General features: G+C 33.7%; 11 protein-coding genes. 5 read left to right on the top strand and 6 right to left on the bottom strand.

The features are described from left to right. The coding region (locus IRZ80_RS20325) for an MBG domain-containing protein (RefSeq protein ID WP_194644124.1) at positions 1-2,371 on the top strand (2,371 nt) is incomplete at its 5' end. A gap of 164 nt (positions 2,372-2,535) precedes the next feature. Continuing rightward, positions 2,536-3,369: an outer membrane beta-barrel protein gene (locus tag IRZ80_RS20320; protein WP_194644122.1), complete on the top strand. Its 834-nt coding sequence runs from the start codon at positions 2,536-2,538 to the stop codon at positions 3,367-3,369. Positions 3,370-3,865: 496 nt separating this feature from the next. Here the strand turns inward: IRZ80_RS20320 and IRZ80_RS20315 are convergent, their stop codons facing one another. The 4 genes from IRZ80_RS20315 to IRZ80_RS20300 form a co-directional block, all read right to left on the bottom strand. Continuing rightward, the gene (locus tag IRZ80_RS20315) at positions 3,866-5,461 is read right to left on the bottom strand and encodes a hypothetical protein (protein ID WP_194644120.1); all 1,596 of its coding nucleotides are present in this window, start codon (positions 5,459-5,461) and stop codon (positions 3,866-3,868) included. Between the two features lie 63 nt (positions 5,462-5,524). Continuing rightward, the gene (locus tag IRZ80_RS20310; RefSeq protein WP_194644118.1) at positions 5,525-6,070 is read right to left on the bottom strand and encodes an RNA polymerase sigma factor; all 546 of its coding nucleotides are present in this window, start codon (positions 6,068-6,070) and stop codon (positions 5,525-5,527) included. Positions 6,071-6,088: 18 nt separating this feature from the next. Then, positions 6,089-6,412, bottom strand: coding sequence for a lipoprotein (locus IRZ80_RS20305; RefSeq protein ID WP_194644117.1), 324 nt, complete (start codon positions 6,410-6,412; stop codon positions 6,089-6,091). Between the two features lie 136 nt (positions 6,413-6,548). Beyond that, a complete protein-coding gene (locus IRZ80_RS20300; RefSeq protein ID WP_194644114.1) occupies positions 6,549-7,415 on the bottom strand; it encodes a protease complex subunit PrcB family protein in 867 nt (288 codons plus the stop codon). Between the two features lie 178 nt (positions 7,416-7,593). On the opposite strand from IRZ80_RS20300, the gene rmuC reads away from it, so the two are divergent. From rmuC to IRZ80_RS20285, 3 genes are all read left to right on the top strand, one after another. Then, on the top strand, positions 7,594-8,964 hold the full coding sequence (gene rmuC, locus IRZ80_RS20295; protein WP_194644112.1) for a DNA recombination protein RmuC: 1,371 nt from the start codon (positions 7,594-7,596) through the stop codon (positions 8,962-8,964). Between the two features lie 99 nt (positions 8,965-9,063). Beyond that, on the top strand, positions 9,064-9,612 hold the full coding sequence (locus IRZ80_RS20290; RefSeq protein ID WP_194644110.1) for an acyl-CoA thioesterase: 549 nt from the start codon (positions 9,064-9,066) through the stop codon (positions 9,610-9,612). Between the two features lie 254 nt (positions 9,613-9,866). Next, positions 9,867-10,406, top strand: coding sequence for a YceI family protein (locus IRZ80_RS20285; protein ID WP_194644108.1), 540 nt, complete (start codon positions 9,867-9,869; stop codon positions 10,404-10,406). Between the two features lie 83 nt (positions 10,407-10,489). On the opposite strand, the gene IRZ80_RS20280 is transcribed toward IRZ80_RS20285, so the two are convergent. Together IRZ80_RS20280 and IRZ80_RS20275 are read right to left on the bottom strand one after the other, a co-directional pair. Beyond that, the gene (locus IRZ80_RS20280) at positions 10,490-11,401 is read right to left on the bottom strand and encodes a TIGR01777 family oxidoreductase (RefSeq protein WP_194644107.1); all 912 of its coding nucleotides are present in this window, start codon (positions 11,399-11,401) and stop codon (positions 10,490-10,492) included. 130 nt (positions 11,402-11,531) lie between these two features. Beyond that, a complete protein-coding gene (locus IRZ80_RS20275) occupies positions 11,532-12,827 on the bottom strand; it encodes a cryptochrome/photolyase family protein (RefSeq protein WP_194644105.1) in 1,296 nt (431 codons plus the stop codon). Positions 12,828-12,907: the final 80 nt, after the last annotated feature.

Here is a 12,907-nt window from a genome sequence, read left to right as displayed (position 1 = left end):
AATTACCGCAACTACTTCGCAAACCAACGTGGCTTGTAACGGTGAAACTAACGGGTCGGCTTCGGTAACTGCTGCTGGTGGTGCTGGCGGATATACCTATTCATGGGCTCCATCTGGTGGAACGGCTGCTACGACTACAGGATTGGCTGTTGGCACTTACACCTGTACCATCACGGATGCCAACAATTGTCAAATCACAAAAAACTTTACCATAACACAGCCTACGGCTATAAATTTCACAACAACAATTTTATCTGGTTATGATTACAATACTGGATATAGTCAAACTATAGTAGCTTCAGGAGGAACAGACCCTAAAACGTATGCAATTACAGCAGGAAGTCTGCCTTCTGGTTTTTCGCTATCAACAGCTGGACAGATAACAGGTATTTCAACTCAAATTGCTGATAGTAATTTTACTGTTACCGCTACTGATGCTAATAATTGTACAGCTACCTATAATTATGTCCTGAAATTAAATCAAATTCCAATTACGGTAACTGCAACACCTTCTCAAACTAAAATATATGGGGAGAGTGATCCTGTTTTAACTTATACAGTATCACCAAGTTTGCTTTCGGGAGATTCATTCACAGGATCTTTAACAAGAGTTAGTGGTGAAAATATTGGTAATTATGCTATTAATCAAGGTTCGCTTTCAGCAGGGGCTAAGTATTTAATTACTTATGTTGGTGCTAACTTTGCTATTACTGCCAAACCAATTACAGTAACGGCAACTGCATCGCAAACAAAAGTGTACGGAACTACAGATCCTGTTTTTGCCTATACTGTTTCGCCAAGTTTAGTAGGTAGTGATGCCTTTACTGGTGCTTTAACAAGAGCTGCCGGAGAAAACATTGGAACTTATGCTATTAACCAAGGAAGTTTGACTGCCGGTTCTAATTATACAATTAGTTACGCAGGGGCTAACTTTGCTATTACTGCCAAACCAATTACAGTAACAGCAACTGCATCGCAAACAAAAGTGTACGGAACAACAGATCCTGTTTTTGCGTATACAGTTTCGCCAAGTTTGGTAGGTAGTGATGCCTTTACTGGTGCTTTAACAAGAGTTTCCGGAGAAAACATTGGAACTTATGCTATTAACCAAGGTACCTTAAGTGCTGGTACTAACTATAGCATTACTTATTTAAGCAAAGATTTTACTATTACTGCAAAACCAATTACAGTAACAGCAAATACTTCACAAACCAAAGTATATGGAACAACAGATCCTGTTTTTGCTTATACTGTTTCGCCAAGTTTGGTAGGTAGTGATGCCTTTACTGGTGCTTTAACAAGAGCTGCTGGAGTGAATGTGGGTGTTTACGCTATAACACAAGGTACCTTAAGTGCTGGTACTAACTATAGCATTACTTATGTAAGCAAAGATTTTACTATTACGGCAAAACCTATCACAGTTACAGCAAATACTTCACAAACCAAAGTATATGGAACAACAGACCCTGTTTTTACTTATACTGTTTCGCCAAGTTTGGTAGGTAGTGATGCCTTTACTGGTGCTTTAACAAGAGCTGCTGGAGTGAATGTGGGCGTTTACGCTATCACACAAGGTACCTTAAGTGCTGGTACTAACTATAGCATTACTTATATAAGCAAAGATTTTACTATTACGAAAGCAGATCAGGTAATTACCTGGAATCAGACTTTGGGATTAGGCTGTAATGGAGAAACTAGTATTGTTTTGACTGCCGTTGCTAATAGTGGTTTAGCAGTAAATTATACTTCTTCTAATACTAACATTGCTACTGTTTCAAATAATTCAGTAATTTTCCAAAATTATGGGTCTGCAGCTATTACAGCTTCGCAACCAGGAAACATAAATTACAATGCAGCTCCGGCAGTTGTTTTACCAGTAGTATCTAGTCAGCCTAACCTGATTAGAAAACAATTTGAAAATATTATATTCTTTGACAATAGTTCTAAGAGTTTTAAATTGTATAGCTGGTATAAAAATGGGGTTTTAGTTTCTGGACAAACTTCACAATATTTCAAAGAAAGTGGTCCTTTGAATGGAACTTATTATGCAGTAGCAACAAAACTAGACGGAACATTAATTACAACCTGTACCTTGACTTTATCTCCTACAATAGAAGAAGAGTACATAAGAATTGTTCCAAACCCTGTTAGAAGTAATGCGAGTTTCCAATTGATAACGAATGTTAGTACAAACAGATTACAAAATGCGCGTATTGAGGTTTATAATTTAACTGGTAACTTACTAACTACTATTAACACAAGTCAAAATACTATTGACATGATAGCTCCAAGTGTTGAGGGAATTTATATTGTAAAAATGACCTTAACAAATGGTAAATATTTTACTAAAAACCTTTTAGTGAGAAATTAAAATAATTTATAGAATATGACATCCTCATTTTTAATGAATGGGGATGGATTATTCTAATTTAAAACAAGTATGAAGTCGTCATTAACAACAAGTTTGAGTGAACAAAAACAAATGAGTAAAAAGGCGATAACATGTAAGGTCACTAAAAAATAAATTTTACATCTATGAAATTCAATATTAAAAACATAATTGGAACTATAGCTTTCTTAATTTCCCAAGGAATAGCTGCACAGTTTTATGTAGGTATACAGTCCGGAGTAGGGAATATTAAGAGTGATGTTACTGGCACACAAGCAGGTTATCGCCTTGGCGGAGCTGTAAAAGCAGGTTATATCTACTCTTTAAATACACATTTTGGTATTGGTTCAGGGCTAGAGTTTTCACAATACAAACAAGAAGTTTCTTTGTCTCAGTCTTCTGCAATACTTTCTACTTTCGAAGTTGATGTTTCCACTTCGGCATTTATTTATAACGTTACTACCAGCAATTATATAGAAAAACAAACTTTACATGCTCTGCAAATCCCTCTTTTTGTCCAATATAAAACAAATATTAATGAGGGTATTGATTTTAATTTTAGAGCTGGAGCTAAATATTTCTTACCTGTAAATTATAAATTCAAAGCAACAGCGGATTACGCAAATGGCAGTGCTTATTATCCAGATGTAAACCTGACTATTGACGATTTACCAGAATATGGTTTTGGCCGTCAGAATAATTATTCATCATCTGGAAAGTATGAAACTAAAGGAATTATAATGAGTTCTTTTGAGTTAGGATTTACATTTGATATGGCAGCGAAAAATTCGTTGTATGCAGCCCTGTTCCTGGAAAGTGGATATGGTACAATTTTAGACCAAAACAAGAATGAATCCTATATTGGTTATAACCAAACATCTGTATCTGATAGAAAACCTAATGGATTGTACAGTACTGATAAAGATGCTAAAATTAAACCTGTGGCTTTTGGGATAACATTAGGATGGAATTTTAAATAAATTCATTTTTTAAAATAATACAAAAAGGTCTTGACTCAAATCAAGACCTTTTTTTTGCAACACATTCTGTTTTCAAAACAAAGCATCCTTTTGATCTGTATTTGCAGCTACAGGTGATATTTATTTTCTTAACGAAAAAAAACTAATATAGTATACCTCAAATCCGCAGTCCTTAACAATTAAGTCTTTCGGATTTTGTTTATAAGCTAAAAAATCACTCTAAAAATCTTGTTATTTTGATTATATATTCATCCATTTTGAATATGATATTGATAAATTTAATTTCTAATTTATAGATTCTTTTTAATCATAAAAAAAACAGATAAACAGCCAATTACAAGCATTTACTACATAAATACAAAGCATAGTTACCCTAATTAGACATAAATAATTCAATAATCCTATTATCCTTTTTATAATGTAAAATGCCGGATTAAAAACCCGGCACTACTGCAATTAAAATTCTAAATACCACATTAAATAATTATTGCAAAAATTAAAAAGATACGTTTATACCAATATTAAACATCCATTGAAATTGATTGAAGGATTGATTTTCTAAAGGATTAATGTAGTAATTCATTCCTGGTTCGATGAAAAAATAAGTTTTTTTAAGGAATTCATACTGCAGTGTACTGCTCAATACCGTACCGTAAACAAAATCATTTACGTTTTTATTCTCACCAATTGAGCTCCCGTTTAATATAACATCATTAGCAATTAATTTACCGACAAAACCACCTGTATTCATACTAATATTGGTTTTCTTTTTGCTTAAAAGAGAATAAGAAACCTCTAACGGCATTTCGAAATATTTTAAATTCTGAGTCACATTTCCTGTTTCAAAACCTGTACTGGATTTAGAACTTGAGGCAAATAAATAATTCTCATTATTGGAAACCAAAACTATATTACTTTTTACAGTACTTTCCAAAGGTCCGTTGGTAGGCAATGCCCCTGAAGCAAAATCAGCTGTATTGCCCCGCTCATAATAAGCAACTCCATTTATTTTTTGTCCAAGTTCATTAATCTTGAAACCGGAACTTACTCCCCATTTTTTATTCAGTTTATAGTTTGTCTTTACCCCATAGCCATTGGATTGTTTTGAAGCTACAGTGTTTCCTAAAGCTTTGTCATTGTTAAAATTTTCGGACCCCATTACTCCCGCAAAAACTTTAAGCGACCATTTATCAATAACTTCCGGACTTGTTTTTTTCTTAGTTTTATCTTTATCCAAGTCAGCCAAAGCATTTTCTAATTGAGCAACTTCATTTTTTATTTTACTAATTGAATCGTTCGTTTTAGTATTTTCGGCAATTGCTGTATTGGAATTCAATCCGTAAACCTCATCCTTTTTATTAATCAGTTCTGGTTTAGGACTCACAGTCTGAACACTTTCTTTATTTTGCTTCGAACCAGAAATAGCATTATTTTCAGAAACTGCAATCGTTTTGGCATTTTCACTTGTACTGCCTGCAGAAAAATTATTCATTCCGTTAATAGAAACCGCTTGATAACTATTAGATGTTTGATTTTTATTGACAGCCGCTGCATTCGACTGTGATTTAGCATTATTAGCAGCAATCAGCTGATTATTTTTTTCTTCATTTGAATTCTTAACTCTCTTTGAATTATTTATTTTATATATAATTTCGGGCGTTTTTTTGACAGTTACAGAATTTGTGCTAGCCAAAGAAATACCAGTTTCTTTGGTGTTCAAATTTTCATTCTTAATTTTATCAGCACTATTGTTTTTTTTCTCAAAAGATGTTTTTCCAACAGTACTTTCATCTGCACCTGCCTTCTTATTATTGCCACTGCTGTTTTTTGAATCGTTTTGCAAAACAACTTCATTAGCATTATTTCCAATAATTAATTCCTGATTATTCCCCTGCCCAGAATTAGCGTACCAAATTGCCGGAAGCGAAAGCCCTGCCACTAAACACGCCGCTGTCCACCACCAGACAACCAGCCGCTTTTTCTTTTTAGGCTTATCTAATTGAGCTTCTATTTTATCCCATAACTCTGGCGGCGGAGTACTTGAAAAGTTCTCCAATGAAGAAAAAATAGATTTTGCTTCTTTATTTTTCATGCGTTATTATTTATTTTGAAATCAGTCGGGTCTTTCTTTATTGTACCTGACAGAATTTCAATTTCATGCTGTTTTAGAATTTAGAACCGTCAAAATTTTTTTCTTTAAAATATTTTTGGCTCTATTAAAATTTGATTTGGATGTACCTTCACTTATTTCAAGTAATGCTGCAATTTCTCTATGCTTCATTTTTTCAAAAACATATAAATTAAAAACCATACGGTATTGATCTGGCAGTTCCTGTATATATTCCAGTAATTTTTCTTGTTCAATTGGTTCTAATTCTAATTCTTCTTCTTCAGCGATATTAGTATCAAATGTGTCTAAAAACAGGACTCCCTTTTTCTTTTTCTTTAATGTTTCTAATAATTTATTGATGAAAATCCGCTTGATCCAGCCTTCAAAACTCCCTTGAAATTTATACTGTTCGATTTTTTGAAAGGCAATAACAAAGGCTTCCTGAAAAACATCTTTTGCATCATCTTCATTCCGCATATATTTTAGGCACAGTCCATAAAGCACAGGAGAAAACAGCTGATATATTTTCAGTTGAGCTTCCCGGTCATTTTCGACACATTTTCTAATATACTGGTCTATGTTATCCTTCAAGAATTCTTATTTTGGTATTTATCGATTTCTTTTGGTCTGTTCCAAAATGGTATTATCGGCTTCTTCCTTGACTGCTAATTGATGATTTTTAAAAAAATGATACTCCTTGGAATTCATTTTCCAAATATCCTTTACAAAAATAGGGTTCTCTTTGATATGTTTATCATTTTTATTCACTTCTGATTCAGCAGGTTGAAACTCTCCTTCATCTGTAAAAATGAAAATTTTCCAAGCCCAGCCCTGCATTGCTTCTTCTTTGGAAATTCGTCTAAAACCGGAATTTTCATAGGTACAGGAAGAAACAGTAAAAATTATAAAAAGAATAAAAAATATTTTCTTCATAAAAATTAGTATTTATTTTATTTTAAAAACACATCAGAAACCATTTTGAGCAATCTCCTTTTTTTGTAAATAACGAAACCTTTTTAACCCAGATTTCAACTATGAATCTGGGTTTTAGGATTAAAATGTAATACGTTTAAGATTTGGTTTTTAGGAGAGTTATTTTATCCTGAATCACCTTCTTAAGCGCAATTATTCCCGCAGTCTGATCTGCAGTATTGTCATTGTCCAAATATATTTTAGTAACAACACCTGCCTCGCTCCACTCCAGATAAGTACCTCCTTGATCATGAGCATCTGGTGATCCAAATGTTTTGGTCTGTCCTTTTAAACTTTTTATTTCGGCTGGAATTTTTGAATAAAGACCTGCTAAATCATCAGAGTAAACTAATGCTTTATAATCAGTCTGATTAAATTGGACTGGAAAATTATATGCTTTTGGATATTTAATTACTTTGTAAGCTTCAATTTTATAGAACTGAAAGCAGTCACTCCCCGTACATTCACCAAAGTATGTTCCAACGATTATGTAGTTATTAATTGGATTTATTTTTCTAAATAAAATAGGCTTATTCGATTTTGGAAGCACAACAAAATCCGAAGGATATGTAATAACGGTTAATACACCTTCATCACTTTTTGGTTCTCTTTCAGAATACTCCACTAGGATTTCGCAGTCATTTTCAATAACAGACTGAATTTTTATATCATAGCCGCTCGATGGTTTTGATCCTGATAATAGCCCTAATATTCTTTTTTGAGTAAAATCAGGCATAGGCCCAAAAGGATCGCAAAAAGTAAACTGTTTCAGCAGTTCTTCATTTGAGTTTATCAGTACATAAATAGGCTTTGTTGGATTTTCTTTTAACTGACCGCAGTAAACAAAATTCTCAAAAGCAACATTTCTAACATTACCGCAATTTTGTGCATCACCATTGTCCATCGTATCTGTACAGGAATAAAAACTGAAAGCCGCAAGAGCTGCTAAAATAAAACGTTTCATATTTATTTTTAATTAATTTATATACTACTAAGATGACGCATTTAGTAAAAGGTTGCGTGATGGCAAAAAAAATGTTCATTTAGCGTTGGATTCGCAATAATTCGTGAAATTTCATTTTTTAAAATTAAGTACTACGTATTAATGCTTACTTTTACATTTTTATAAAAAGGAATTATTTATGCTGTCAACTCTTCTTTTATTAGGTGTTTTTATCCTCGCACTAGCGATAGGTGTTTTTATCGGTAAACTTATCTTTTCGGCTCGATTTCAATCAGAAAAAGTAAGTCTGGAAGAACGATTAACGGCTATGAATACTCAATTGGTTCAACAAAAAGAACAATTTTTACTGGATAAAAATGCATTCGAAAAACAACTTGAATTATCCAATTCTGAAAAAGAAAACATCCGAAACGAAAAAGACAGTTTAGCCATTCAGCTTTCTAAAAAAGAAGTCGATTTTGAAAACCTTTGGGAACGCAACAAGGAACAAAAAAATGAAGTTGAAAAGCTACAGGAAAAATTTACCAAAGAATTTGAGAATCTTGCCAATAAAATATTAGACGAAAAATCGAATAAATTTACGGAGCAAAACAAAGAAAACATTAAAAATATCCTGACACCGCTGCAGGATAAAATTCAGTTATTTGAAAAGAAGGTAGAAGACACGCACAAAGAAAGCATTGACTACCATGCCGCTTTACGCCAGCAGATACTAGGCTTAAGCGAAATGAATGCTCAAATGAGCAAAGAAACCCTAAATCTGACTAAAGCATTAAAAGGCGACAGCAAAATGCAGGGCAACTGGGGTGAATTGGTTTTGGAACGGGTACTTGAAAAATCAGGATTAGAAAAAGACAGAGAATACTATGTACAGCAAAGTCACACCACAGAGGAAGGCAATCGTGTTTTTCCTGATGTTGTCATCAATCTTCCTGATGGCAAAAAGATGATTGTCGATTCTAAAGTTTCCTTAACTGCCTATGAAAAATTTATTAACGAAGAAGATGAAATTTTAAAGAAAACCTTTTTAAGAGAACATGTCAATTCTATAAAAAATCATGTGGATCAGCTAGGAAGCAAAAATTATTACGATTTATACCAGATAGAAAGCCCTGACTTTGTTTTGCTTTTTATACCGATGGAACCTGCTTTTGCATTGGCGCTAAACGAAGATCAAACGTTATACAACAAAGCTTTCGAAAAAAACATTGTAATTGTGACACCTTCTACCCTATTGGCAACCTTACGCACGATTGACAGTATGTGGACAAACCAAAAACAGCAGGAAAATGCATTTGAAATAGCAAGACAAGCCGGTGCATTATATGATAAATTTGAAGGTTTTGTTGCCGATTTAATCAAAATTGGTAAAAAAATAGACGAAAGTAAAGTCGAATATCAAGGTGCCATGAATAAACTCGTAGAAGGAAAAGGAAACCTCATCACGAGCGTCGAAAAACTCAAAAAAATGGGAGCCAAAGCTAAAAAAGCACTCCCGGACAGCATTTTGAAAAGAGCAGAAACTGATGAAAGTTCTCTTTTAAATTAAACAGCATAAACAAACACTCTGTACAACTAACAATACCAACAACTCTATTTAACCAATACAATTAAAGACAGCTTTTGTCTTTTCACCAAAAATAAATCTATGGACAAAATTTTCAAAACAGTTGCTTCATCACATGTCAGTATTTCAGTATTGATGCTGCCTTCACATACCAATTTCAGCGGAAAAATTCACGGAGGCTATATTTTATCACTCTTAGACCAGATTGCATTTGCCTGTGGGTCTAAATTTTCCGGAAATTACTGCGTAACGGCTTCTGTAGATACCGTGAATTTTTTAAAACCTATTGAAGTTGGTGAACTTGTGACCATGAAAGCCTCTGTAAATTATGTTGGAAAAAGCTCTATGGTTGTTGGGATTCGTGTAGAAGCTGAAAACATTCAGACCGGATTAAAAAAACACTGTAATTCTTCTTATTTCACAATGGTTGCCAAAGACAATGAAGGCAACAGCGTGCCGGTCCCAGGCTTAATACTGTCTAATTTTGAAGATGTAAAGCGTTTTTGTAATTCATTAAAACAAATTGCCTTAAAAAAAGAACGTGATTATCATCAGGAAGTTTTCAATTATACTTCAAAAGAAACTTTGGAAGGCCTGAAAAAATACAATATCCAGATTAATCTGGATTAGTTTTTTTTAGATGCTGTATAACTAAACTGTTAGGATTCTAAGCGAATACAGCTGAGAACATTTTTTTAAGCACAGAATTTCAGCATCCATAAAAAAGAGTCAAAACACCTCTTTTTCAACATATTAAATCTAATCAAAAAAACCAGTATCAAATGCTTAAACAGTTTGATACTGGGATTTTTTTTGGCGTAATTTTAAGACTGCCCCTCGTAAAAAAATCGTAACTTTAAGTACAACCTTTAATAGAAAAGATTATGAAAAAATTTACTCTATTAGCTATATTATTAGTCCTTTTTCCCATTAATGCCCAAAACAAATTTAGCTCATCCAAATGCGTGATTTACTTTGAAGCATCTGTACCGTTATTTGAAGCTGTAGAAGCTAAAAATGACGATGTGAACTGTACACTAGTCCCAAATAAAAGCGAAATAACTTTTACAGCAGTCATCAAAAAATTCCAATTCAAAAGAAATCTGATGCAGGAACATTTCAATAGCAATTACATGGAAAGTGACCGCTATTCTAAAGCTACTTTTAAAGGAGTTATCGAAAAATTTGATTTAAAAATAGTCACAGAAGAAGAGAAAGATTTCGTTATAAAAGGAAAAATAACAATTCATGGACAATCCCGAATGATTACTGTTCTTGCAAAAATTAAAAAAGCAGGCAGCGGAATCCAAATAAACTCCAATTTTGCATTAAACACGGATGATTTCAATATTGAAATCCCAAATATTGTAATTGCAAAAATTTCAAAAACAGTGAATACACAAGTCAACTGTGTTTTAAATTAATATCCAGCACCTGTAAGGCAATTAAAATATACGGAGTATTTTGATGCAGAATCATTTTTGCCAAAAGGCAGACAGCATGACCTTTATTTTGCATTAGTTTTTAATGCCTTTTTTAAATTTTTGAATTGAAATCTGAATCCTAATTTTTTAACTTTATCCGAAGAAACCCTTCTTCCTGTCAAAAGCAGTACAGCTCTTTTTCCCAGTATCAATCGGATTAAAAAAGCAGGAACATTAGGCAGCCAAATAGAAAAACCAAAAGAATTTGCCAAAGCCTTAGAGAAAATTAAATTTGTCGTGCTGTCATTAATCGTAGCATTATAAGAACCTGTCATTTTTTTATTTTCGATAGCTTCAATATACATCATACATAAGTCATGCACGTGAATCCAAGGCATATACTGTTTTCCTGAACCCAAAACACAGCCAAAACCCTTTTTGAAAACTGGGCTTAATTTTTTTAAAATCCCTTCATCTTTTCCCAAGACCAGACCAGTACGTATTTTTACAGTACGAATACCCAATCCCAGCATCAAATCGGCAGAATTTTCCCATTCCTGACAAACTGTTCCGACAAAATCATCGGCTGGCAGCGTGCCTTCTGTACAAATACCTTCACCGTTGACCGCCCCATAATACCCAATACCTGAAGCCGAAACAAAAGCATCAATTCTTTTATTCAGCTTTTTTAAAGTATCATAAATCAATTTTGAAGATTGTACTCTGCTGTCTAGAATCGCAGCTTTCCTTTTGGAAGTCCATCTTTCATCGGCAATATTTTCTCCGGCTAAATGAATGATATAATCGGTATTTTCTATCGCCTTTTCATCAATACTTTGCGCATCAATATCCCAGGTATAATAGGAAATTTTTTCTGTATTGGGTTTACTATCTCTGGTAAGTATTGAAACTGTATAACCTCTTTCCAATAATTTTTCAGTGAGATACCTTCCGATAAAACCGGTACCGCCTGTTATTAAAACATTTTTTTGCATAATTTAAAAATTTGAGGAAATCAATTACTGCATACAAATATAAGCCAATGCTTTTTTTAACAGTATTAATAAGAAGTTAAACGTGAGGGGTATATACACAAATTATACTTAAAATATGTGTTCACAATTATCATTTTAAAATTCCGGCTTTATATGCTGCTATTGCACGATCTCTGGCAAATGCATGATCTATCATTGGCTGACCGTAACCCAAATCAAATTCGGGAATCCATTGGCGGATGTAAATTCCTTTTTCGTCAAATTTTTTGAGCTGTATATCGGGATTAAAAACCCTAAAATAAGGTGCTGCATCACAACCAGTTCCTGCTGCCCACTGCCAATTCCCTACATTGGCCGACAAATCATAATCCAGCAGTTTTTCGGCAAAATACGCTTCGCCCCATTGCCAGCTGATCAGCAGATGCTTGCATAAAAAACTCGCCACAACCATGCGCACCCGATTGTGCATATAACCCGTTGCATTGAGCTGACGCATTCCGGCATCGACCATGGGATATCCCGTAGTTCCTGTACACCATCGCTTGAAGTCCTTTTCATCATTACGCCATTGAATTCCATCATAAGCCGATTTGAAATTATCGCTTACTACTTTTGGAAAGCTAAATAAAATCTGCATAAAGAATTCCCTCCAAATCAATTCGCTCAGGAAAACATCATTCTTGCGAACTGCCCAATTCACTAACTTCCGAATGCTTACTGTTCCAAAACGCAGATGAGGCGAAAGATACGATGTACCATCAACGGCAGGGAAATCGCGGGTTTCATGGTAATTTGCAATTTGTGTTAAATTATGAGGTCTGACTTTTATATTGCTTTCCTCAAAACCTATTGCTTCTAAAGCTGGAAAATCAAAAAGGTTTTTGTAAAAATTAGAGAAATAATTTTCAGTATTATATTCTGCAATCGGAGCCATTGATTTGTATTTTTCCAGCCATTTATTTTTGTACGGAGTGTAAATAGTATAAGGCAGTCCATCTGCTTTAGTGATTTCCTTTTCTTCAAAAATAACTTGATCCTTGAAAGAAAAAAATGAAGCACAATTCTCTTTTGCTAATGTTTCAATTGCCAGATCTCTCTTTATGGCATAAGGCTCATAATCTTTATTCAAAAAAACTGCCGAAACGGTAAACTCTTCGAAAAGCGATTGCCAAACCTCTATTGTTGTTCCTTTTTTTATTAAAAGCGAGCTTCCGAGGCTATTTAATTTGTCATTTATTTTCTGGAGTGATTCGTGTATAAAACCAACCCGAGCGTCATTTTTTGGCAGACTATTTAGAATACTCGTATCAAAAATAAACAGCGGAATTACAGGCTGTTCAGACTGCAGGGCGTGGTACAAAGCCGTATTGTCTTCCAGACGCAAATCACGTCTGAACCAGAAAATAGAAACTTTTTGTTTTGTCATATTTTTTAAAGTTGCTGAGATGCTAAGCTACTAAGAATCTAAGTTTATAAAAAATAATTATCTGCTTAGTCTTATTTTGA

Origin of the sequence: Flavobacterium sp. HJJ (genome assembly GCF_015351475.1) — a bacterium.
Taxonomy (GTDB): domain Bacteria; phylum Bacteroidota; class Bacteroidia; order Flavobacteriales; family Flavobacteriaceae; genus Flavobacterium; species Flavobacterium marginilacus.
The sequence above is the reverse complement of the archived record's forward strand: the minus strand, read 5'-3'. Positions and strand labels throughout refer to the sequence as shown.